The organism is Chryseobacterium piperi, from assembly GCF_002285635.2.
Taxonomy (GTDB): Bacteria; Bacteroidota; Bacteroidia; order Flavobacteriales; family Weeksellaceae; genus Chryseobacterium; species Chryseobacterium piperi.
The window spans coordinates 2,303,785-2,328,139 of record NZ_CP023049.2 but is presented as its reverse complement, the minus strand read 5'-3'; the positions used below and the strand labels follow the sequence as shown (position 1 = coordinate 2,328,139).

Annotated in this window: 19 protein-coding genes and 3 tRNA genes; 16 read left to right on the top strand and 6 right to left on the bottom strand. The window is 35.1% G+C overall.

Annotated features, from left to right (window positions below; translation table 11 throughout):
- On the bottom strand, positions 1 to 1,656 hold the full coding sequence (locus CJF12_RS10095; RefSeq protein ID WP_034682143.1) for a peptide MFS transporter: 1,656 nt from the start codon (positions 1,654 to 1,656) through the stop codon (positions 1 to 3).
- A gap of 292 nt (positions 1,657 to 1,948) precedes the next feature.
- Here CJF12_RS10095 and CJF12_RS10090 point away from each other — a divergent pair, with 292 nt between their 5' ends.
- Positions 1,949 to 4,423, top strand: coding sequence for a TonB-dependent receptor plug domain-containing protein (locus tag CJF12_RS10090; protein WP_051887188.1), 2,475 nt, complete (start codon positions 1,949 to 1,951; stop codon positions 4,421 to 4,423).
- 147 nt (positions 4,424 to 4,570) lie between these two features.
- Here the strand turns inward: CJF12_RS10090 and CJF12_RS10085 are convergent, their stop codons facing one another.
- On the bottom strand, positions 4,571 to 6,700 hold the full coding sequence (locus tag CJF12_RS10085; RefSeq protein WP_034682141.1) for a S9 family peptidase: 2,130 nt from the start codon (positions 6,698 to 6,700) through the stop codon (positions 4,571 to 4,573).
- 120 nt (positions 6,701 to 6,820) lie between these two features.
- Here CJF12_RS10085 and CJF12_RS10080 point away from each other — a divergent pair, with 120 nt between their 5' ends.
- Both CJF12_RS10080 and CJF12_RS10075 read left to right on the top strand, forming a co-directional pair.
- Positions 6,821 to 7,294 (top strand): hypothetical protein, encoded by a 474-nt coding sequence (locus CJF12_RS10080; protein ID WP_034682138.1) that lies wholly within the window; start codon positions 6,821 to 6,823, stop codon positions 7,292 to 7,294.
- 10 nt (positions 7,295 to 7,304) lie between these two features.
- Entirely contained in the window at positions 7,305 to 7,490 is a 186-nt protein-coding gene (locus tag CJF12_RS10075) for a DUF6496 domain-containing protein (RefSeq protein ID WP_034682136.1), read from the top strand.
- Between the two features lie 179 nt (positions 7,491 to 7,669).
- Here the strand turns inward: CJF12_RS10075 and glgP are convergent, their stop codons facing one another.
- The gene (gene glgP / locus CJF12_RS10070) at positions 7,670 to 9,343 is read right to left on the bottom strand and encodes an alpha-glucan family phosphorylase (RefSeq protein ID WP_034682134.1); all 1,674 of its coding nucleotides are present in this window, start codon (positions 9,341 to 9,343) and stop codon (positions 7,670 to 7,672) included.
- Positions 9,344 to 9,543: 200 nt separating this feature from the next.
- Here glgP and CJF12_RS10065 point away from each other — a divergent pair, with 200 nt between their 5' ends.
- The 5 genes from CJF12_RS10065 to CJF12_RS10045 all read left to right on the top strand — a co-directional run bounded on the left by CJF12_RS10065 (position 9,544) and on the right by CJF12_RS10045 (position 15,247).
- Positions 9,544 to 10,341, top strand: a complete 798-nt coding sequence (locus CJF12_RS10065) for a hypothetical protein (RefSeq protein ID WP_034682131.1) — start codon at positions 9,544 to 9,546, stop codon at positions 10,339 to 10,341.
- 113 nt (positions 10,342 to 10,454) lie between these two features.
- Positions 10,455 to 10,979 carry a DUF1572 domain-containing protein gene (locus CJF12_RS10060; RefSeq protein ID WP_034682128.1) on the top strand — a complete coding sequence of 175 codons (525 nt, stop codon included), beginning with the start codon at positions 10,455 to 10,457 and terminating at the stop codon, positions 10,977 to 10,979.
- A gap of 286 nt (positions 10,980 to 11,265) precedes the next feature.
- The gene (locus tag CJF12_RS10055; protein WP_034682126.1) at positions 11,266 to 11,862 is read left to right on the top strand and encodes a hypothetical protein; all 597 of its coding nucleotides are present in this window, start codon (positions 11,266 to 11,268) and stop codon (positions 11,860 to 11,862) included.
- Positions 11,863 to 12,330: 468 nt separating this feature from the next.
- A complete protein-coding gene (mtaB, locus tag CJF12_RS10050; RefSeq protein WP_034682124.1) occupies positions 12,331 to 13,677 on the top strand; it encodes a tRNA (N(6)-L-threonylcarbamoyladenosine(37)-C(2))-methylthiotransferase MtaB in 1,347 nt (448 codons plus the stop codon).
- Positions 13,678 to 13,729: 52 nt separating this feature from the next.
- Positions 13,730 to 15,247 (top strand): FMN-binding glutamate synthase family protein, encoded by a 1,518-nt coding sequence (locus CJF12_RS10045; protein ID WP_034682122.1) that lies wholly within the window; start codon positions 13,730 to 13,732, stop codon positions 15,245 to 15,247.
- 42 nt (positions 15,248 to 15,289) lie between these two features.
- On the opposite strand, the gene CJF12_RS10040 is transcribed toward CJF12_RS10045, so the two are convergent.
- Positions 15,290 to 16,018, bottom strand: coding sequence for a hypothetical protein (locus CJF12_RS10040; RefSeq protein ID WP_034682118.1), 729 nt, complete (start codon positions 16,016 to 16,018; stop codon positions 15,290 to 15,292).
- Positions 16,019 to 16,072: 54 nt separating this feature from the next.
- Here CJF12_RS10040 and CJF12_RS10035 point away from each other — a divergent pair, with 54 nt between their 5' ends.
- Positions 16,073 to 16,516, top strand: coding sequence for an RNA-binding S4 domain-containing protein (locus tag CJF12_RS10035; protein WP_034682116.1), 444 nt, complete (start codon positions 16,073 to 16,075; stop codon positions 16,514 to 16,516).
- Here the strand turns inward: CJF12_RS10035 and CJF12_RS10030 are convergent.
- Positions 16,511 to 17,026, bottom strand: a complete 516-nt coding sequence (locus CJF12_RS10030; RefSeq protein ID WP_034682114.1) for a shikimate kinase — start codon at positions 17,024 to 17,026, stop codon at positions 16,511 to 16,513. The two genes, CJF12_RS10035 and CJF12_RS10030, sit on opposite strands and share 6 nt — an antisense overlap.
- 115 nt (positions 17,027 to 17,141) lie before the next feature.
- On the opposite strand from CJF12_RS10030, the gene CJF12_RS10025 reads away from it, so the two are divergent.
- The 3 genes from CJF12_RS10025 to CJF12_RS10015 all read left to right on the top strand — a co-directional run bounded on the left by CJF12_RS10025 (position 17,142) and on the right by CJF12_RS10015 (position 17,461).
- Positions 17,142 to 17,214: transfer RNA gene (locus CJF12_RS10025), tRNA-Lys, on the top strand.
- Positions 17,215 to 17,249: 35 nt separating this feature from the next.
- Positions 17,250 to 17,332, top strand: a tRNA-Leu gene (locus CJF12_RS10020).
- Between the two features lie 56 nt (positions 17,333 to 17,388).
- Positions 17,389 to 17,461: transfer RNA gene (locus CJF12_RS10015), tRNA-Lys, on the top strand.
- A 98-nt stretch (positions 17,462 to 17,559) separates the two neighbouring features.
- Here the strand turns inward: CJF12_RS10015 and panC are convergent.
- A complete protein-coding gene (panC, locus tag CJF12_RS10010) occupies positions 17,560 to 18,408 on the bottom strand; it encodes a pantoate--beta-alanine ligase (RefSeq protein ID WP_034682112.1) in 849 nt (282 codons plus the stop codon).
- A gap of 171 nt (positions 18,409 to 18,579) precedes the next feature.
- Between panC and CJF12_RS10005 the strand changes: the two genes are divergently transcribed.
- The 4 genes from CJF12_RS10005 to porK all read left to right on the top strand — a co-directional run bounded on the left by CJF12_RS10005 (position 18,580) and on the right by porK (position 24,340).
- Positions 18,580 to 19,350 (top strand): glycogen/starch synthase, encoded by a 771-nt coding sequence (locus CJF12_RS10005; RefSeq protein WP_034682109.1) that lies wholly within the window; start codon positions 18,580 to 18,582, stop codon positions 19,348 to 19,350.
- Between the two features lie 20 nt (positions 19,351 to 19,370).
- Entirely contained in the window at positions 19,371 to 20,936 is a 1,566-nt protein-coding gene (locus CJF12_RS10000; protein WP_051887187.1) for a DUF4270 domain-containing protein, read from the top strand.
- Between the two features lie 23 nt (positions 20,937 to 20,959).
- The gene (glmS, locus tag CJF12_RS09995; protein ID WP_034682105.1) at positions 20,960 to 22,813 is read left to right on the top strand and encodes a glutamine--fructose-6-phosphate transaminase (isomerizing); all 1,854 of its coding nucleotides are present in this window, start codon (positions 20,960 to 20,962) and stop codon (positions 22,811 to 22,813) included.
- Between the two features lie 108 nt (positions 22,814 to 22,921).
- Positions 22,922 to 24,340 carry a T9SS ring complex lipoprotein PorK/GldK gene (porK, locus tag CJF12_RS09990; RefSeq protein WP_034682104.1) on the top strand — a complete coding sequence of 473 codons (1,419 nt, stop codon included), beginning with the start codon at positions 22,922 to 22,924 and terminating at the stop codon, positions 24,338 to 24,340.
- Positions 24,341 to 24,355 lie beyond the last annotated feature (15 nt).

Sequence of the window (24,355 nt, the reverse complement as noted above, 5' to 3'; positions counted from 1 at the left end):
TTAATGTCCTTTTTCTTTCATGATTCTATTTAATCTTTTTAACATTGAAAGACCTAATAATGTTGCAAAAATTAATAATGCGAAATTGACAAGGAAATAATTCATTTTATTATCATAATTATACCATGTACTTGCTAAAATACCTGAAAGTTTATTTCCTACAGAGTTAGCAAGAAAAAATCCTCCCATCATTAATGCGGTGATTCTTGGTGGAGAAAGTTTGGATACAAAAGATAGCCCCATTGGTGAAAGGCAGAGTTCCCCTACTGTAATGACTCCATAGCCGGCTACCAGCCACCACGGGGAAACTTTTACAGCTCCGTTATCTCCGGCCATTACGGCTAAAACCATCACCAGGCAGGATAAAGCTGAGATAAATAGCCCTAAAACAATTTTTGTTGGTGTCAGTGGCTCTTTTCCTTTTCTTCGAAGTAGGGCCCAGAATCCAACGACAACTGGGGTTAGAGCAATAACCCAAAACGGATTGATAGACTGGAATAACTCTGTATTGTAAAGAAATACCTGTTTTTCAGGGTTTTTCTCTAATGTTGCCCGTTGTTCAGGAGAGATGTTTTTAAAATAAACATCTTTTCCGATTGTTTTGATGGTTTTACCATCTTTGTCTTTTTGTGATTGGTACTGGTCATCATAAGCAGGAACCTCCTTGTCTTTGTAGCTTTTCCCGTCCACCATATAGATGTTTTCCAAAGGTTTTTCTATAGAAGCGGGTACGCTTCTGTCAGTATAATAGTTGGCCCATCTTGTTAAGGCTGTTCCGTTTTGTTTAAAAACTGCCCAGAAAAACATACTGATTAGGAATACAGATAATAAAGCTCCAATTGATGTTTTCTCTCCGGGTTTGGCTTTGAAGTAAAGCGATCCGTAAAAATAAATAACAGGGAGGCATGCAAATATGAAGGCGTCGGTACTATCGCTTCCGAAAATATTATTAGGAATAAACCATCCGATCATTCCGGCTATGATAGCAGGCAAAAATACCTTCATTAAAATTTCTGAAAGCTTAGTATCTCCTTCCTGAACTGGTTTCATCTGTGCCGCATGGATATAATGCTTTCTTCCAATGGTGAAGATGACCATGCCGACGAGCATCCCTACTCCGGCAGTAATGAATGCCTCTCCCCAGCCAAATTTATTACGCATGAAGGCTGCAATAATATTACAGATAAATGCTCCGATATTAATTCCCATATAGAAAATATTATACCCCGAGTCTTTGTTTGCTTTATAAGGTTCTTCCGAATAAAGATTTCCTAAAAGAGTAGAAATCGTTGGCTTAAAAAAGCCATTTCCTATGATAATTAATGCTAAAGAAGTGTAGAATAGTGGCAGATCTTTGAAAATACCCATCCCGATATATCCTGCTGCCATTAAGATTCCTCCCAGATAGATAGATTTAATGTATCCTAAAACTCTATCGGCTAAAAAACCACCAATAAAGGGGGTAAGATAAGTCAGAGCGATGTAGGTTCCGAAAATATCATCAGCTGTTTTGTCGGGAAGTCCGAGGCCTCCTTTTAATCCTGTGGGCTCAATGACATAAAGGACGAAAATACCTAGAATCAAATAATATCCGAAACGTTCCCACATTTCAGTAAAAAAGAGAAAAGGCAGGCCCTTAGGATGTTTAGTCTTCATATATTCAAATTTCAAATTCCCCAAAAATAAGTTTTTAATTTTAATTGATAAAATAAATAATATTCTCTCAAAACGATTAATGAAATTAATAGTGATGTTTAAAAATCTAGTATTTAATTTTCTCTGTGATGTCTTTTACTAAAATTAATTAATGAGTTATTTTTGATTTTATTTTGTTAAATTATCATAAAGTTTTATAATAAATATGTTTTTATTGTATGTTTGTCGCTTAAAAATTATTAAAAATGTTAATTATTTGAAATAACGATAATTTAAAAAAAATACAAAGCGTATGAGACAATATTCAATTGCTATTACATTCCTCCTTGGGAATATGGGCGTTCTTTATGCACAAAACAAAGACAGTCTTAACAAAGAAAAATCTATTGATGAAGTGATCATGGTCGGTACAAGAGTAGCTCCTCGATCAAGTATATCTACTCCTCTTCCCATTGATGCTATTGATGCGACCATTCTACAGTCATCGGGCTATAACACGGTTGATCAGGCCTTACAATACAGAATCCCTTCCTTTAATTCTACCAGTGCTGCTGTGCAAGATGCGACCTCCTTACTTGATCCTTATGAAATAAGAAATTTAGGATCCTCAAGAACCCTTATTCTGGTTAATGGCAAAAGAAAAAACCAATCCTCCCTTATTTTCACCCAAAATACTATTGGAAAAGGAGAGACAGGAGCAGATCTTTCTTCGATTCCCAATATTGCAATAAAGAAAATTGAAATCCTGCGGGATGGAGCTTCTGCTCAATATGGATCTGATGCTATTGCTGGCGTAGTGAATGTTATTTTAAAAGATAATATCAGCTTTTCGGAGGTTAATTTTAATGCAGGATTATATTCTAAGGGAGATGGTTTTTCTCAAAATCTCAATGCTATTACCGGAACAACCTTCAAAAAAGGAGGTTTTATTACTATTGCTACAAGCTTGCAAAATAATAATTATGCCTATCGAAATGGCAGAGTAAATGCCAAATGGGAAGCGCAAACTTTTGGAGTACCTCAGGCTACTGTAGATGAATACCTTACCAGATTTCCCGATGCACAAAATAAAAATGCAATGCCACAAAAAACAAGCATGAGTATTTTGGCTAATGCGATGGTTCCTGTCTCTGAAAGAAGCAGGTTCTACGGAAATGCTTCTTATGTTGCCAAGAAGGTGAATAGCTTTGCCAATTATCGCCCATCCTATTGGGTAGGGCCTGAAAATAACCCTCTAGCTCCTGTCCCTAATTCTATGGATGGTTATATTGGTTTCGGTCCAACTTTCGAGGGAAATATATCCGATTACGGAGGAACTTTAGGCTTTAAAACCAAAACCCTCAGCGATTGGGCTATTGATATCAGTGCCACAACAGGAGGAAACGAAATTTTATATACGGTAAGAAATACCTTTAATCCTGAGCTGGGACTCAATAGCCCTACCAGCTTTAGTCCTGGTGGCTTCAGATTTAATAATCTGGTAGGAAATATTGATGTTAACCGACGTTTTTCGGACTTGTTTGCCATTGCTTTTGGTACTGAAGCCCGAAGAGAATGGTATGAAATATATGCTGGTGATCTGGCTTCTTATATGCCGGTTCCCGGAGCAATCTCATTCCCGGGTATGAATGCTTCTTCTGCTGGAAAGTTTTCCCGTTCCAATATTGGAGTGTATGCAGATGCGGCCTTTGACTTCTCAGAAAAAACAGCTCTTAATGCTACTGTCCGGTATGAAAATTACAGTGATTTTGGAAGTGCTTTTGTATGGAAAGGTAGTTTAAGGCAGGATATTATCGGAAAGAAACTTATTTTTAGAGCTTCTGCTTCTACAGGCTTCAGAGCTCCTTCTTTACAGCAGATATACCTTTCTACGAATCAGGCTTCCTTTACTAATGGATCCGTATTTGTAGAAGGATTATTCAGTAATGTTAGTCCTGAAGCGACTCAAGTAGGGATTCCAAAGCTTACTGCGGAGCGATCGCTTAATTTTACATCAGGATTTGGTATTCAGCCTAACAAAAATTTTTCAGTGACGATTGATGGTTATTGGATTACTATTCGAGACCGAATTCTTTTGAGTTCAAGAATGAGAGATCTTGGAATAGCTAATGTCGCTTCTGCAAGTTTCTTTATCAATGGTATTAACACCCAAACGATTGGAGCTGATATGGTAGCTAATTACAGAAATATCGCTTTAGGTAAAGGGAAAATGGCTGTTAATCTTGCTGCGAATGTGAATTACTCCAAAATCTTAAGACAATCAAGAATGCTTGAAACTTTAAATCAGGAAAGAGAAGGGAAGGATCCTTTTTTTAATCGGATGGAAGAAGCACTTACAACAACTTCGCGCCCTGCTTTCAAAGGAGTCGCTGGAATTGACTACACTATCCAGAAATGGAATTTTTCGGTAAATAATACCATATTTGGAACGGCTAAATTTGTTAATGATGGAACTTCTCCAGATGCCTACGCTGGATGGAATGCTCCTAATGAAGCTGTTATGGCTTACCTGCAATTCAGAACCAGAATGACTACCGATTTGATGATCAATTTTCATATCAATGATAAAAATACCATTAATGTAGGTGTGCTTAATGTCTTTAATGTTATTCCAAGATGGAGGCTCGTGAATGTATCTCCTGAGGATTATGATCAGGCATATAATGCCGTTACTTTTAATGGACGATATCCTCAGGCGGCGTATGATTCTCAGCATTTCAACATCTTCGGTACCAGATTTACTTTAGGCTATAATATAAAATTCTGAGATAATCATATTTCTTAATAAATGGGATATAAATTACATCATCACAATAGGCTAAAGACTATGGCCGCAAGCTAAATTCATAAGTTGACTACAATAAAAAACCTTCCAAACTCGTTTGGAAGGTTTTAAAATTTTATAATAAATAGATTATAAATTCTCTACAATAAAGTTGGTCATTTTCTGATATAACTGAGGCCTTGTGTTTCCTCCAAAAATACCATGATTTTTATCCGGATAAGCCATAAAGTCAAACTGTTTTTTATTCTGAATCAATGCTTCAGAGAATTCCATGGAATTCTGGAAATGAACATTGTCATCAGCTGTACCGTGGATGAGTAAGAATTTTCCTTTAAGTAAATTGGCGTACTCTGTCGGAGAGTTTTTATCATATCCATCAGCATTTTCCTGTGGTGTTCTCAAGAATCTTTCCGTATATACTGAATCGTAATATCTCCAATTCGTTACCGGAGCAACTGCAATTCCTAATTTGAAGACGTCAGCTCCTTTAGTCATTGCTAAGCTTGTCATATATCCACCAAAGCTCCATCCGAACATTCCAATTCTGGTTTTATCAATATAAGATTGGTTTCCAAACCATTTTGCGGCAGTAATCTGATCTTCAATTTCGTATTTCCCAAGATTCATGTAGGTTACTTTTTTGAATTTTGCACCTTTGTATCCGGTTCCACGTCCGTCTACACAAGCTACAATATATCCTTTCTGCGCCAAATGATTAAACCATAAAGTATTCCCGTTGTCCCATGAATTGGAAACCTGTTGAGAACCTGGCCCTGAATACTGGAACATAAATAAGGGATATTTCTTCTTAGGATCGAAGGTTTTAGGCTTTATGATCCAGGCATTCATTTGGTCGCCTGCTGCATTTGGAATGGTGATGAATTCTTTTTCAATAAAATTGTCAGCTTTGAGTTTTTGAAGTTGATCACTATTATTCTGAAGTTCTTTTACTGTTTTACCATTTCCGTCTTTTAATACGAAAGTATATGGTTTTGAAGCAGTAGAAGAGGTTTCAATAAAATAATTATAATTTTTACTGAAATTAGCTGAGTTATTACCTTCAGCATTAGAAATCAGCTGAGATTTGCCATTTTCAATGTTAATCTTGGAAATTACTTTGTTGATGCTGCCTTTTTCTGTCGTCTGAACATAAATTTCTTTAGATTTTGGATTGTAGCCATAATAATCGGTTACTTCCCAATCTCCTTTGGTAACTTGTTTTTTCAACTTGCCATCTTTGTCATACCAATATAAATGCCGATGTCCATCTCGTTCCGAACCCCAAAGGAATGAGTCGTCCTCAAGAAATTCCAGTGTAGGGCTGTCTGTCTCAATCCATTTTTCATCAGTTTCGGTAAATAACTTCTGAACAGCTCCTGTTTTGGTATTAACTTTTAAAACATCCGAAGCATTTTGAATTCTTTCAGAAGTAATTAAAACGATTTCGTCCGGTTTTGCAGTTTGAAAAACGTTAGGAATGTAATAATTTTTAAAAGAGCCCAGATTTAGTGCCACTGCTTTTCCTGAATCAATCCGATACAATTGTGCTGATACCAATGAATTTTTCTCACCTGCTTTAGGGTATTTATAACGCATTTCTGTTGGATACAATGAATTGCCGTAAAGTGGAATGTAAATTTCAGGAACCTGGCTTTCGTCTGATTTTACAAACACAATGGCGTCAGAATTTTTGGTCCATTCAAATTGTCTTGCATGCCCAAATTCTTCTTCGTATACCCAGTCTGCTAATCCGTTGATGATTGAATTTTTCTTTCCATCAGTAGTAATCTGAGTGATTTTTCCTGAATTCAAATCCTGGAAAAATAAATTATTTTCAGCGATAAATGCTACTTTCGAAGCATCTGGTGAAAATCTTGGCTCCTGAATGTTTTTTCCGTTATTCAGACTGATGACCTTTCCTGACTTTAAATCTTTTATATCAAATTTTCCTAAAAAAGAATGTCTGTAAATAGGCTGGCTTTCTTTGAGCAGGAGAATTTTCGACTCATCATCAGAAAATTCATAGCTTTGATATTGGCCGTCTACAATATTTCCTTCCTTTTGAGAATTTTTGTAAGAATATTTTGCGATTCCGCCTTGTTCTATAACCAGATAATTTTCTCCGTTTTTCATTGAGGAGATTCCGGCAATGCCTTTCCCACGGTAGTACCCTGAATATATTTTATCTAATGTGATTTCTTGTGCCGATACATTTTGAAAAGCTGCAGCGACAGTAAGCGTTAATAGGAATTTTTTCATTTCTAATTTTAAAGAGATTCAAAGATAATAATTTTATCAAATGCACAAAAAAGCTTTTTAATGTAAGGCTTTGGCAAAAAAATTGAATGTATTATTATAAATCAAATTAAAATAATAATTATGGAAACGAATGCCTACAATCAGAAGCTGAACCGTTACGTTTTTAGTGATCAAATTATTTACACGGGGTTTTCAAGTTTCAAAGATGCGGAAGGATGTGCACAGAAAAAAGGAGGAACTTTAGTAGAGGTAAGCTTTAAAGATGGAAATGATAATCCACAGATTACCGATGAAGCCGGACTGATTGAAAAAAAGCTTCATTATTACGTGGATGCGGGAGATGAATATAAATTTATCCATTCTTCCGATCCCGGATTTAAAAAATATGCAGAGGAACTACAAAAGATAAAGGCTAAAAATGATAAAACCAGCCCTGAAGAAAGATATTTCGCCAATTTTGAAATTGAAAATACGGAAGATCCAATTATTGTGATAAAAAATGATCACCTTGAATCGGTCACTTCAAGAGAGCGCTCAAAATATTTGAAGCATGCTAAAGTTTATGAACTAGGGGTATCCCTACCAAAATCTTAAAAATAACATCATGAGCAAGACCAAATATTCCGATAAAGCTCAGGACAAAGTAGGAAAAGTAATGCACGAATTCAAAGAAGGGAAATTAAAATCCTCTTCCGGAGATAAAGTGACAAGCAGAAAGCAGGCAGTGGCTATAGGTATTTCCGAAGCCAGAGAAAAAGGACTCAAAGTGCCTAAAAAGAAAAAAGATTGATTAAAATAAACGTTGCCGGAAAGTTTTTCCGGCAACGTTTATTTTAATCTGTAAATATTTATACACAAAGGAGTACAAAACCTCAATTCCTTATTACCTCCCTCGATTTTACAATTTCACGATTTCACAGTTTTGCAATTCGGCCTTTCCGCCCTTTTGCCCTTTCGTATTCTACAATTTTACAATTCTATCCCTGAGTAGGTATAAAGCTCCTTATAATATTCATCAGCCATTCTATCACTATTAAATTGATCCTTAACATCATTCATTGAGTTGTATTGGATTTTTCTCCATTTGTTTATATTATCATAATACGTAGGAAGGATTTCATTTTCAAGAATTTCATATAAGGCATTTAGATCATAGTTGTCTTGTTCGTAAATACTCATGTTTAAATAATCAACCTTTGGTACTACGAAAGAATTTTCTCCATGTTTTGCAAATTCGGGAATCCATCCGTCATCGGTTGATAAATTGACAGATCCGTTCATCGCTGCTGTCATTCCTGAAGTTCCAGATGCTTCTCTTGGAACTCTTGGATTGTTTAACCAAAGATCAGAACCTTGCTTTAAAGATTTACTTAAAGAAAGCTCATAGCCTGTTAAAACTGCCATATTTTTATGATTCTTACTTTCTTCAACAAGGGTGTTAAAAGTGGAAATTGCAGAATAGTCCATGGGGTAGGGCTTTCCGGCCCAGATGATCTGAACAGGATATTGCGGATGGTTAAGTAATCTGTAAAACCTTTCCTTATCATGTAACAGCATATCTGCACGTTTGTACCCTGCAAATCTCCTTGCCCAGACAATGGTGAAAATATTGGGATTGAATAAATTTCCTGTCTGATCTGCAACAATTTTGAAAAGTCTCCTTTTTAAATGTTTTTTACGGTAATCAAATACCGTTTCGTCATTTTCATCTTTAGCATTGTAAAGACGTTTGTCTGCCCAGTATTTGAATTCCTGTGCATTGGTAATCGATTTAATTTCACAGATACCCGGATATTTATTCCACATTGCCCGGGAAACGGTTCCGTGAAGTTTAGAAACCCCATTGGCAATTTTAGCCATCTTTAATGCACAAAGAGAATGGTTGAAACGATCATCGTCTGCCCCTTCAATACATTTAACCTCTTCCATGCTAAACCCTGAAAAATAAGACATATCATAACACAATTTGAGATTATGTTTTTCATTTCCTGCCTCTTCCGGAGTATGGGTAGTAAAAACCAATTTTTCCCTTACCTTATTTAAATCTCCGTTGTATTTTTTTAATAAATGAAATGCGGCAGGAAGACCATGGGCTTCATTTAAATGATAGGTATCTCTTTCGATATTCATTTCATCCAGTAATCTGGCACCTCCTTTTCCTAATAAAATATATTGGGCAAGCTTGGTAGATTCGTTGGCGTCATAGAGCCTATGACAGATTGTTTTTGAGATGTGATCATTTTCAGGAACATCTGTGGATAGAAAAAACATTGGGGCGGTATTGAAAATCTCAGGATCCAGATACCAGACTTTTACCCACACCGGTGCGCTGTGGATCTCAATCTGGAATTTAATTCCTGTATCTTCCAGAAAACTGTACATTTTCTTAGTCCATACCGGTTGTAAAGTCTGATCATGATTTCTGGCCTGATCATAATACCCGAACTTCCAAAGAATACCAATTCCTATAAGATCCTGCTTTAGATTATAAGCACTTCTCATATGAGATCCTGCCAAAAAGCCAAGTCCTCCTGAATATATCTTTAAGACCTGTTCAATAGCGAATTCCATTGAAAAATAGGCAACTTTTGTAGAATATTGAGGGTTGATGCTGAAAGGTATTTTAAAATTTTTAAAATCCATGAATCACGATTTTGTATTAAAAAGGCAAAGGTATCGATTATGAAAATAAAGCCTACATTAAATATTTGATAAATTATTTTTAAAAGTATCTATTGAATATTTTTTTTACTTACCTTTAAGTGTAATTTTTTGATAATCAAAAACTTCTAACATGAAATTGTAGAGTCCACGTTTTATTTAATCATAATAAAAAAGCAGACATGAAAAAGGTATTTTCAGATGAAGATTTAATCAAAAATCTAAACTTATATTATCTCAATCGACATTTGAAAAAAAAGCCGATAGAAAAGTATCACCGTAAAATAGATGAATCTCAGCTTCACGATCGTGAAAAATACAAGAAGAAAGCTGAAATTTTATTGCTCAATTCTTTTATGCACCATTTTCCTGAAGTTAAGTTCGAAAACCTTACCTGTGAAAGCCCCGACTTTATTGCTAATTTTAATGACAAAAAGATTGGGATAGAGCTTACTGAGGTAATCAATCATTTAGAAATGAAAAAGGTGGAAAGCAATTTAAATAAGGTTTTCCGTCAGGCAGAAATACTATTAGAACAAGAGGACACTACGAAATATCGTGGTGTTTATTTTTTAGAATTTCATTCAAATATAAAATTTGATATTCCGGAAGAACAACAGGAAAATGTTCTTTCCATCTATAAAAGTATCAAAAGAAATAAACCTGTAGGGTGTGTTAAAAGTCTGAGAAAATCTTTTCATCGAAGAAACGTATTCATTACCCATGAATATAATATGAACCTGTTTGATGAGCTTTGTTCCGAGAAAATTTTAGAACTGATCGAGAAGAAAAATGAAAAATTCCCTTACTATGATACCTCTGTAGATGAGTGTTGGCTGGTCATTGTTTCAGATATGAACTCCATTGCTTCCAGATATACCTTTATCCAGGATAGAGAACATCTGAATGAGGTCAAAAGTCCGTTTCATAAAATATTTCACCTTGAAAACCTCTGTGGAAATATTACAAGCATCAAGTAATAGAAGTAATAACTAGTTCCACAATTCATGAAATACTTTTTATTCTAAAGTGTAAATACATTTAGCTGCTATGTACTGGAAAAATATTAACTTAGTTCTTATTTTTTTATGGTATGAAAGATCTTTTTATCAAACGTTTTGAATATTATAAACAGCTCGGAGATAAGGCATTTGAACAACTTTCTGACGAACAGATATTCTGGCAATTTAATGAAGAGAGCAACTCAATTGCTGTTATAGTTAAGCATATTGGAGGAAATATGCTTTCAAGATGGACTAACTTTTTAACGGAAGATGGTGAAAAACCTGGAAGAAACCGGGATGAAGAATTTATTAATACATTTACAACGAAGCAGGAGGTTATTAGTTTTTGGGAAAAAGGGTGGAGTTGTCTTTTTAATGCCTTGGGACAAATCACTGATGATAATCTATATGCAACCATTTATATCAGAGGGGAAGCGCATTCAGTTATTGATGCCTTTTTGCGTCAGCTAGCTCATTATCCTTATCATATAGGACAGTTGGTTTATATGGCCAAGATGATGAAGAATGAAGCGTGGAAAACGCTTTCTATCGCAAGAAATAAATCTCAGGAATTTAATGATGAATTAAAAAATAGGTTTGTAGGAACAAATTAAGATAATCGTAGTTGAAATTAGAAAATAAACAAAAAAGATGGAATTATTTCCTGATTTTTTTTGAATTAAATTATTTGGAGTAATAATGGTATGTCAAAATGATTGAAATTATAAAAAAGAGAGTAAATTATCAACCTATTAAAAGCTAATAATTAAAAAAAAATAAATAAGATTTTAATGATAGAAAAATAAGCTATTATAGCTCTTTATGTTACAAAACCTTTTGTCACTTTATAGAGATTTTATAATTTTACGCCCATTATATAAAATTTTTAAATACAGTATTATGAAAAAAATCAACATGGGTTTTGTTGCTATTTTGGCACTATTCTTTGTTCTTATCTCTTGCTCTAGTGAAATGAATGATGATGTTACTTTAGCACCAAATAATGAGAGCATTGCATTTACAAAAAACCAGCAAAACTCTCTCTCTGTTTCGCAAATACCCAATAATCTAGGAAATATACCAGTATATGTATTCTATAATAGTAATAAAGTTGATCATCTTTATACTTTAGATCGGGCAGAAGGAAACAATTTAAATTATGAAGATCGAGGTGTACTAGGCAGTGTAGGGGATTCTAAGAGTGTATGGCCTGCTTATTCACCTGATTATAAAATCACAAGATGGTATAACAGAAGAAATGGTGATCGGCTCCTTACTCAGAGTAATGAAGTGGATAATAATAGTGACTGGGTAAATGAAGGAGTATTAGGTTTGGCTGCAAGATCAGATTATGATGGGAATTCACCTGTCTATAGATATAGAGGCCGTCGTCGTAGTAACCATTTTTTTACTACAAATTTTAATGAGTTAGGAAATGGAAATAGTGCATGGGTATATGAAGGAATAGGTTTTTATGTTCGAACTAGAATTAATTAAGAAAGTAATATGCCTTAGGTTTATAGAAACTAAGGATATTGGTTTTGTTGAAAATATACACGATATTAAATTTATCTATTTCTTATTGAATAGAGTAAATGCTTGAAATAAATTATCTTTTATTAATTACCCAAAATGAAATGAGAAATAGATTAACATAATAATTTTTAAATACGCATTGATTTAAGTCTCATTCATTATGGGGCTTTTTCTTTTGTGTGAAATTTGGGTTAAAATAATAAATAATTTTTTATGAAAAATTATTAGAAACCTAAATTAAATGCAATCGTATAAATTCTTGAAGATTATTATAAACAATGTTTTGAAAACATATAATTGATAGATAGGTAAAGCTTAACTTGGAAACAAATATGGAAACTTAAGAACGAATATAAACAATAGATTGAATCGATTTAGAGTTTTTATTTAAATTACTATCTTTGCACCCATAAAATTTAGGACGGAAAAATGTCAAATTTTCATAGAACTGCCGCGTTTCATACCCTTGGCTGCAAATTAAATTTTGCAGAAACATCTACTATTGCCCGCCAATTAACAGATGCAGGTTATGATAAGGTAGGCTTTGATGAGAAAGCAGATGTTTACGTAATTAATACCTGCTCGGTAACTGAGAATGCAGATCGTGAATGCAAACTTCACGTAAAAAGAGCAATGAAAGCTAATCCGGAAGGGCTAGTAGTTATCGTAGGGTGCTACGCACAGCTGAAGCCTGAAGAAATTTCACAGATTACTGGTGTTGATTTGGTTTTGGGAGCCAAAGAAAAATTTAACATATTGAGTTATCTTGATGATGTTGAAAAGTCAGAAAAAGAAGGAATTGTTCACTCTTGTGAAATTGAAGAAACCGACTTCTTTATTGGAAGTTATTCTATTGGTGACAGAACCAGAGCTTTTTTAAAAGTTCAGGATGGTTGTGATTATAAATGTACGTATTGTACCATTCCTTTAGCCAGAGGAATTTCTCGTTCAGATACCATTGAAAATGTTTTATTGAATGCCAGGGAAATTGCTGGTAGAGATATTAAAGAAATAGTTTTAACAGGGGTTAATATCGGGGATTACGGAAAAGGTGAGTTCGGAAATAAAAGACACGAACATACTTTTTTAGACTTAATTTCAGAACTTGATCAGGTTGAGGGAATTGAAAGAATACGAATCTCTTCCATTGAGCCTAATCTTCTGAAAGACGAAAGCATCGAGCTCGTTTCTAAAAGCAGAAGCTTTGTTCCTCATTTTCATATTCCGCTTCAATCCGGATGTGATGATGTATTGAAAAAGATGAAACGCCGTTATCTGACGAAGCTTTACAGAGATCGTGTCAATAAAATACGTGAGGTAATGCCAAACGCTGCTATTGGTGTAGATGTAATTGTTGGATTTCCCGGTGAGACAGAAGAAAGGTTTATGGAAACCTATAATTTCCTGAATGAGCTTCCGATCAGTTATCTGCATGTATTTACTTATTCTGAAAGAGAAAATACGGAAGCAGCAAATATGGAAGGTGTTGTACCTATTCCTGAAAGAAAAAAACGCAATAAAATGTTGCGTATTCTTTCTGAAAAGAAGAAAATGTCATTTTATCAGACCCAATTAGGCAAGACGCTCCCTGTACTTTGGGAGCATGAAAATAAAGACGGAAAGATGTTTGGCTTCACAGAAAACTATGTGAGGGTTCAAAAAGATTTTGATCAGGCATCCGTTAATCAGATTGAATTTCTAAATTTAGAAAAAGTCTTGTCAGATGGCACGGTTTCTGTGCAGTCTTCTTACGAAAGTTTTTTAGCAAAGGCGTAGTCTCTTTGCAAAATTTCTACTAAATTTATTTTAACTTTAAATACTACATTCTATGAGAGATAAGTTTTTATCTTGGGGAATTGTATTAGTAATTGCTACATGGATGATAGCTTTACTAATCGAAGCGCATTATTGGATCCCAACTCTTTTATCCGCTATCTATGCATTAGGTGTTTACAATGCCTATCAGTCAAAACATGCTATTCTAAGGAACTTTCCGGTTTTAGGATACTTCAGGTATTTTTTTGAAAGTATTTCCCCTGAAATGCAGCAATATTTTATTGAAAGAGAAACGGATGGAAAGCCTTTTCCAAGAAATCAGCGTTCTGCAGTGTACAGAAGGGCTAAAAATCTTAGTGATACGGTGGCCTTTGGAACACAGTTAGAAGTTAATCAAAGAAAATATGAAGGAATTAAACATTCTATTTATGCTAAATCGCCGTCTGAAGAACTGCCTAGAGTATGGGTAGGAGGAGAGCAGTGTAAACAGCCTTATCATGCTTCTTTATTTAATATTTCGGCCATGAGTTTTGGAGCTTTGAGTGATAGGGCTCAGATTTCGTTAAACAGAGGGGCTAAAAAGGGTAATTTTTACCACAATACAGGAGAAGGAGGGATTTCTCCTTACCATATGGAAGGAGGAGATTTATGCTGGCAAATTGGAACCGGATATTTTGGGTGTAGAGATGAGGAAGGAAAATTTAATCCGGAATTATTTACAAAATATGCTACACTTCCCAATGTAAAGATGGTCGAGATCAAATTGTCTCAGGGAGCGAAGCCTGGACATGGAGGCGTATTACCGGGAGTTAAAAATACCCCCGAAATTGCGAAAATCCGTCACGTCACTCCGGGGATGACGGTTATCTCACCACCATCTCATTCTTCTTTTTCAGATGCTGCAGGACTGTTGAGGTTTGTGGAGCAGTTGAGAGAGCTTTCCGGAGGTAAGCCTGTTGGTTTTAAATTATGTATTGGTGATACCAAAGAGTTTGAAGATATCTGCGTCCAGATGAATGTATTAAAAATTTATCCGGATTTTATTACTATTGATGGAGCTGAGGGAGGAACAGGAGCAGCGCCACCGGAATTTTCAGATGGAGTGGGGATGCCACTAGAGCCGGCTTTAATTTTTGTGAACAAAACATTGAAAAATTACAATGTAAGAAATAAACTCAGAGTGATTGCGAGCGGTAAAGTTCTGACAAGTCTGGATATTCTAAGAGCTGTGGCAATGGGAGCTGATATGTGTAACAATGCCAGAGGATTTATGTTTTCTTTAGGCTGTATACAGGCATTAAGATGTAACAATAATAATTGTCCTACCGGCGTTGCCACTCAGGATAAGATGCTGGTCAAAGGATTGGATGTTACCGATAAAAGTGAAAGAGTATATCACTTCCATAAAAATACGTTGCATACATGCAATGAGCTAATTGGAGCAGCCGGAAGAAGCTCATACGAAGAAGTAGATGCTTCTATGTTTATGAGGGGAGACGAATTCGACCATCTTTCTGATCTTTATTTTCCGGATATTTTAGGAAATGTGAAAGAAAAAGCAGGAATTTAATTATAAAAAAACGCTTCAATGTAGATTGAAGCGTTTGTATTTTTACTCTTGGCTTTGTAGCCTTGTTTTAGTGTCGTAGATTTGAAAGTTGAAAACAAATGTTCTGTTTTGGAGAGAAGTGTTGGTATAATTATAGTGTGGACTTCTTGCAAAAGCAGCTCGGGATGGAACAAGGATTACCCCTTGCAAGTTATAAGGGTCTCCATCTGGTTTATCTACAAAGCTTTTAAAGTATTTTAGACCTTCCTGAAATCCTTCAATTTCAAAAAAGCTTCTATCTTTACTGGCCTCAGTCATAGTTTTTTCCTTAACATAATACCACATAGGGTCAGATAACGGAGATCCGGAATTATTGATTGTATTTACAAACACACCCGGGCTGTTAAGAGCAACGGTTCCATCTGTATTGGTTGCAAGATAATGATTCGTTCTTATCATCATTTTAAGGACGTCAGTACCACCAATTGCTTTCCCTGGTGTAGGCTGTGCACCTGCCCTTACCACGTAAACTACTCCTGAAGGAAGTTTTACAGGGTTTAATTCGGATAATTTCTTCTCATGATCATCAATAGTATCAGAAACGCTAAACGCTTTTATATTTCCTTGACTATCCAAATAGTTGTCATTTAAAAACTTTTGGATCGCTTGATCATCATAGGTATTTCGAACTGCAACATCATCAGGTTCTACAAAGGTTTGAGGATCATCATCTTTTTTACATGCAGAAAAACACAAAGATCCGGCAAGGATATATAAAAATATTTTTTTCATTTCAAAAACTTTAATTACTTTACAAATAATATAACGGCAAAAGTATAAAAAATTATGAGAATAGATAAATTTTTATGGAGCATTCGCTTTTATAAAACGAGAACGGTTGCAACAGAGGAGATTAAGAAAAACAGAGTTTCCATTGGAGACTCTGTTGTCAAGTCTTCTAAAGAGGTAAGAGAAGGGGATGTGATCAAAATCCGTAAAAATCAGATCGACTACAAAATTAAAGTCATTCAAATTCCTAAAAGCAGAATGGGGGCTAAGCTGGTACCTCTGCATATCAAAGATGTCACCGACAAAGAGCAATACGAATTGCTCAAACTCCGCAAAATGACCCAAGATTATTATAGAACCAGAGGTGAGGGGAGACCTACTAAAAAAGACCGAAGGGACATGGACGATTATGTAGGTAATGATATTGCTTCAGATTTTACAGACTGGGATGACTTTTTCGGTGAGAATAATGACGCAGAAGAAGATGAAAAAGATTTATAAATAAAGCTTTTCGATAATTTCATCTACAATATCCTCAGGTTCTCTCGAATCTGTATTGACACTAATCAGTGACTTGCTGTAAAATGCATTTCTCTCAAATAAATGCTTGGCAATAAATTCAGGGAGGCTTTCATCAGGAATATTGGCTATTAAGGGTCTTTTTTCTTTTTGTTTTGAAAGCCTTTCTGTTAATGTATTGACAGAAGCTTTTAAAAAGATGCTTTTAGAGTTGTTGTTAATAATCTCCATATTGTTATAATAAACAGGAGTTCCTCCACCAAGGCTTAGAATGAGATTTTCTTCCGTTGCAAGAATTTCTTCCAATGCTTCCCTTTCCAGCTTTCTAAAGTAGATCTCACCCTTTTTTTCGAAGATTTCCGGAATAGTTAATTGAGTTCGTCTAGAAATCTCTTTATCCAGGTCAATTAATTTAAAATTAATTTTTTCGCTTAAAATTTTGGAAATGTGTGATTTGCCACAACCCATGTATCCAACCAGTGAAATTATCATGAAATATTTTTAAACAAATTTGCGAAAAAGTTTTGAGAAATTAAAAAAAGTTATATCTTTGCACCACTTAAAACAAGGGACATTACTTAAATGAAAATTGTTTAAATAAGTGGCCGACTCGGTAGCTCAGCTGGTAGAGCAATACACTTTTAATGTATGGGTCCTGGGTTCGAATCCCAGCCGGGTCACTAGCAAAAATATTACTAGATTTTGTAATTTTTTTGCCTGCGTGGTGAAATTGGTAGACACGCCATCTTGAGGGGGTGGTTTCCTAAGGATGTGCTGGTTCGAGTCCAGTCGCAGGCACTGCAAAAAAAATATAAGTTTTGAACACCTATTTTAGGGATTTAAAATTTGTGGCCGACTCGGTAGCTCAGCTGGTAGAGCAATACACTTTTAATGTATGGGTCCTGGGTTCGAATCCCAGCCGGGTCACAAGTTTACTGAAAAGTAAATTTTTTTCATATTAATATTTTGTGATTTGGTGTTCAAAGGCTTCCCTCAGGAAGCCTTTGATTTTTTATGTTCTATTCTTAATTGAGATGCATATTGTCAATTAATCTTACTCCATCTACAACCACAACTATAAAAGCTCTGTAAGGCTGATCTTTATAAAAGAAATCAGTCTCTTTTAAGGTGTTCTCATTAGCAATCATGAAATATTCAAGCTTCATGCCTTGTTGCTCATCAAATATATCAATCACTCTTTCTTTGATTTCAGGAACGGTAATCACTCTAAACCAATCATGTACTTTTTTTAATGTTTCATAAATGACTTTTGATGCTTCTTTTCGGTCTTCGTGAAGTCTTTGGTTTCTTGAACTTAATGCAAGACCATTGTCTGCTCTGTAGATAGGAACTCCCGTGATTTTAATAGGAAGCTGCTTTTTTTCAATCATTTTCTTAATAATGGCTAATTGCTGAAAATCTTTTTCTCCGAAATAAGCATTGTCGGGCTGTATTTGTTTGAAAAGCTCTTCTACTACTGTTCCCACTCCATCAAAATGGCCGGGCCTTGATTTGCCTTCCATTTCATTTTCCAATCCGTCAAAATCATAATGTTTGCTTTCTGCTTTTTCAGGATAAATATCTACTACTTCCGGAATATAAACAGCATCGACCAATCCGGAATTTTCTAAAATAAGAAGATCTCTGTTGATATCCCGAGGGTATTTTTCAAGATCTTCAGGATTATTGAACTGGGTTGGATTAACAAAAATTGAAGAAATTACAAGGTCATTTTCGTTTCTGGCCATTTCATACAGCGAAAGATGTCCATTGTGGAGGGCACCCATAGTAGGGGCGAATCCAATTCTTTTCCCCATTTCTTTCTGTCTTTCAATGAAATCCTGAAGTATTTTTTTATTTTTTAAAACTTCCATAATTTATTTTAATAGCAATTCAAAAATACTAAAAATATCAGATAATAAACTGCGTTTTTGATAATTTGGAAAAGGGAATTATCGTAAAATAATGTTAATTAAAATAATGTTGGATGTTTTTTTGTAATTTTGCACATTAAAGCATTTTTACAAAAAATTAGATAGAAATTTATGCCGAATCAAAAAATACTGTACATTACTACAGAAATGTATCCATATCAGGAAGATACAAATATGGCTACTGTGGTAAACAAAATGGCACTTAAAATGCACAATGAAGGCAATGATGTAAGAGTTTTTATGCCAAGATTTGGACAAATAAGTGAAAGGAAATTCCAGCTTCATGAGGTGATCCGTCTTTCAGGAATGAATATTATCATTAATGACCTGGACCAACCTCTAATCATTAAAGTAGCGTCGCTTCCGGGGGAAAGACTTCAGGTCTACTTTATCGATAACGAAGAGTATTTCAAAAGAAAACAATATTACTTTGATGACGAAGGTGTTGCTTTTGATGATAACGATGAAAGAGCAATATTCTTTGCAAGAGGAGTAATAGAAACCATCAAAAAACTGAACTGGGTTCCGGACATTATTCACTTAAATGGCTGGATGGCTTCTTTTGTCCCTATTTATCTCAAAACGTACTACAAATCCGATACTTATTTTAAAGACGCTAAAATTGTTCTTTCCTTATACAATGAGAAAGACGCACCTCTTAATGAAAAAATAGGAGAAAAATTAGAGTTTGACAATATTTCTGGATTAAAAGCGTTAGATAAACCAAGCTTTCAAAGCTTCGTTATTGAAAGCATGAACTATGTTGACGGTGTGGTAAAAGGAGATGAATTTTTGGATGGAGATTTAGATAAAGCATTCAACGAGACATCAACTCCTAAATCAGAATATCTTGATGTAGATTCTATAAACAAACTTTATTAAAAAGACATTTAATGACTCATATGATTAAAAGAACTTTTGCCATGATTTTTTTGGCAATTTTCGGTAGTGTATTACTTTATAATTGTGAACCGGATCCGGATTCTTTAGGAGAACAGTTGTTTGTAGATGATGCAGCTCAGGGCAAAGAGCAACTTTTTGATGTTACTGCCTTTAACATTATCAATAATGACAGCATTAAAAGTGATGCGACGCAATTGGCTGCTGCAGTCCTTGGAGCCTTTAAAGAAGATCAGTTTGGAATGCAAAAGGCTTCTTACATTACCCAGGTGAGATTACCTTCATACAATCCTGATTTTGGTACTAATGCTAAAGTAGATTCTGTAGTTTTAGTAATAAAATATCCTCAAAATACGTATGCCGCTGATTCTCTTACGACGATAACGGACGAAAACTATATTTATCCAGAGGGAAGTATACCTGCAAAAAAGGAAATAAAATCATATCCCATTCTTGATAAATTTGGAAAGGCGAAAAAGACATTGACAATTAATGTTAATGAAGTCACTGATTTCTTAAGATCACCTACTGACAGCGTTAAATCAAATGCTGTATTTGCTTATAATTCTACTGTGCTTGGTACGAAGGTATTTAATGGTAAGGTAAGCACAGTTACAATTACCAAAGATTCTGATAATAGTGAATTGTTTACCACCCCTACGCCTGGGATAAGAATTCAATTGGATAATGCTAAAACTCTATTTCAAGAAAAAATTATTGATAAAAAAGGGAAACCTGAGCTTATGGATGCCTCGAACTTTATCAGGCACTTTAGAGGTCTTAGAATTTCTGTTCAGGAAGAAGACGGATATTTGTTTCAGTTCCTTCCAACTAATGTGGATTTGATCATGTATTATAAAAATGACAAAGTCGAAAATGGAACTACAACGAGGCCGCAGACAGCTTATACATTTAATTTAGGAAATGGAAATACCCATATTGGACAATATCAGTATGACAGAACAGGATCTCCATTGCAAACAGCTTCATCTACTCTTGGAAATAGAGAAACAGGTGATAAAAAACTATATGCACAGGGAATGGGAGGACCTTCTATAGGGGTGAAAATTCCGGATTCAGAAATTAAAAAATTAAAAACCTTATACCAAAATGATAAGGCCGCTATCATCAGTGCTAAAATCAGAATATATACTGATGATTCAGCATGGGATAATAAATATAAAAAACCAAACTCTTTTACGTTTTTGCAAAAGGATAAAGAGACGGCAAGCAGTCCGGTTAAAACCACATTTACTACTGATCTGACTACGCTTGCAGGTGCTCCGGGATATGCAATGTATAAGACATTTAACTTAGATAAAAATCCTGCTTATTATGAGTTTACGGTCACTAAATCTTTGAAAGACTTAGTAGAAACAGGAGTGAGTAATGAATTTAAATATTATAGAATTGATTTAGGAGGCTTCCTGAATAATTCAGATAATACAGGATTCCTAGGGACTAAATATACAGCAAGATCTTTCTCAAGAGATAGAGCCGTTTTTGTTGGTTCTGATGCAGGCAATGCCAATCAAATAAAGTTAAGAGTTACTTACGGTACAAAATAAACATAGAAAACACCAAATAAATTATGTGCGGAATAGTTGGATACACAGGCTTTCAAGACGCTTATGAAATAGTTATTAATGGTCTTAGAAGACTAGAATACAGAGGGTATGACAGTGCGGGAATTGTGTTGGAAAATACAAACAATTCATTTGAAGTTGAAAAAACAAAAGGAAAGGTTGACGATCTTGTTAATATATCTGGTCAACTGAAAGGGACTGCGAAAATGGGGATGGGACATACACGTTGGGCAACTCACGGGGTACCAAGTGATAGAAACTCTCACCCGCATTTATCTAATAATAATAAAATTGCAATCATCCATAATGGAATCATCGAGAATTATGATACCATAAAAAAGATGCTTGTAGAAAAAGGATTTACTTTCAAATCCGAAACAGATACTGAAGTATTGGTAAACCTTATCCAGTATTTTATGGATATCAATGCTGAAACTGATTTCCCAACAGCGGTAAGATATGCTCTTAACGAAGTATATGGGGCTTATGCTATCACAGTGATGCATGAAGACTATCCAGGAGTTTTAGTGGTAGGAAGATTAGGTTCTCCTTTAGCAATAGGAATTGGTGATAAAGAATACTTTATCGCATCTGATGCTTCTCCTTTTGTAGAGTTTACAAAGGAGGCTATATATCTTGAAGAAGGACATATGGCTACTATTTCCTTAGAAGGAGGAGTGGATATCAGAACGATTAACGAAAACTCTAAAATAGAACCGGAAATTCAGGAGCTAAAATTAAGCCTGGAACAAATCGAAAAAGGAGGTTATGAGCATTTCATGCTTAAGGAAATCTTCGAACAGCCGAAGTCTATTCATGATACGATGAGAGGAAGATTGTTGGTGGATGAAGGAGTGATCAAAATGGCAGGAATCTGGGATCATGTTGAGAAATTCAAAAATGCAAACAGAATCATTATTATTGCTTGTGGAACTTCATGGCATGCAGGTCTTATCGGGGAATATCTTATAGAAGAATATGCAAGAATCCCTGTTGAAGTGGAATATGCATCAGAATTCAGATACAGAAACCCTATTATTACAGATAAAGATGTTGTGATCGCGATTTCTCAATCCGGGGAAACTGCTGATACAATGGCTGCTTTAAAATTAGCTAAAGAAAAAGGTGCATTTATATATGGTATCTGTAATGTGGTAGATTCTTCTATTGCAAGAATTACAGATGCAGGTTCATATACCCATGCAGGGCCTGAAATTGGAGTAGCTTCTACGAAAGCTTTTACAGCTCAGCTTACTATTCTTACTTTAATTGCATTTAAATTAGGAAAACATAACGGTAACCTGGGTAATGCTGAATTTATGAGCCTTATTTCAGAACTAGATGCAATTCCTAAGAAAATTGAAGATGTATTGAGTGCTACTCATGAGCTTACTCAGGAGATTGCAAAAGACTTCATTGGTGCTACCAATTTCCTATACCTAGGAAGAGGATATAATTATCCTGCAGCATTGGAAGGTGCATTAAAGCTGAAAGAAATCTCTTATATTCATGCTGAAGGGTACCCTGCTGCAGAAATGAAACATGGCCCTATTGCATTGATAGATGAAAATATGCCGATTGTTATTATTGCTCCTAAAAAAGGGCATTATGATAAGATTGTAAGTAATGTACAAGAGATAAAAGCTAGAAAAGGAAAAGTTATTGCTGTAGTCAATAAAGGAGATCAGCAAGTAAGTGCAATGGCAGACTATGTTATTGAGATCCCTGAGACCTCAGAATGCTTCTCTCCAATCGTTGCTTCAGTACCTTTACAATTGCTTGCTTATTACATCGCTGTATACAGAGGAGCCAATGTAGATCAGCCGAGAAACTTAGCTAAATCCGTGACTGTAGAATAAAAATACTTGGAAATAAAATAAATTTAGATATTTTACGTTATTTCATAAAAAATCTTAAAAGTTTCTTAAAAAAAATTATATATTTACGGCTTAATTATAAAAATTAACATGAAAAGGATATTTCTTTTATTATTGTCTGCGTCGGTAGCGTCGGTATCTTGTTCAGGTGGTGGGAGCTCTTCTGTAGGGAAGCCCGGAACAAAAGGAGAATTGATACCAAGAGAAAAAACTAAATCATTTGTTGCTGAAAGACCATATGGTATGGTTGCCATTCCTGCAGGCTCATTTATTGCAGGTTTAGCTGATCAGGATATTACACATACCCCTGAAAAAGCAACATTGAAAACAGTAACTGTTTCCTCTTTCTTTATGGATGAAGCAGAAACTACCAATGCAGAATACAGAGTATTTATTAATTACGTAAGAGACTCTATAGCTAGAACTCTACTTGCTGAAGCTGCCGGAGAAGGTGGTGAAGGTGGTGGTAGAGGAGCAAGCATAGGTGATTATGCATACCTTGCCAAAAAAGAAGAAAACCTTACTCCATACCAGGAATACCTAGAAGGACAAGGAGGTAGAGACGACGGTGGTTATGATGCTACTAAAAGATTAGACTGGAAAATTCCATTACATTGGAGTACTGCTAAATATCCTGATGTGGAATATGCAGAGGTTCTCGAGTCTATGTATTTACCGGTTTCTTCCAGAATGGGTAATGAAAGAATCCTAGATGTTAGTAAATTAAAATATAATTATCAGTGGGGAGATATGGATGCAGCAGTTGCTGACAACGAAAGAGGAGTTAACTACCTTAGAAGTAAAAGCATTGCCGTTTATCCTGATACTACTGTTTGGGTAAAAGATTTCCATTTTGCGTATAACGAGCCTTTATTTGAGCAATACTTCTGGCATAAAGCTTATAAAGATTATCCAGTAGTAGGGGTGACTTGGGATCAGGCAAGAGCGTATTGTAATTTCAGATCTAAATTGAAAACAGATTACAATGAAAGCTTAAAAAGAAAAAAACAAAGACCATTACAATTCCGTTTACCTACCGAAATAGAATGGGAATATGCAGCAAGAGGCGGAATGCAGAATGCTACATATCCTTGGGGCGGTCCATATTTAATGGATGACAGAGGATGCTATTTAGCAAACTTTAAGCCTAAGAGAGGTAATTATATGGAAGACGATAAGAAAGGTACTTATACATATACAGCTCCAGTAAAGAAATTTAAGAAAAATGGATTTGGGTTATTTGATATGGCTGGAAACGTTTCTGAATGGACGGAATCTTCTTATAACAATTCTTCATACGGATTTTCTTCTACTTTAAATCCTTCTACTAAAAATAAAACAGATACTAAAAAATCAGTGAGAGGAGGTTCTTGGAAAGACATAGGTGCAATGCTTATGACAGGTGCAAGAGATTGGGAAAGAAAAGATTCGGCTAGAAGTTATATTGGATTTAGAACCGTACAGGATATTCCTGAAGCTGCTGTTAAGCCAAGAAGGGTTAGCAGATAATCAGATACATAATTT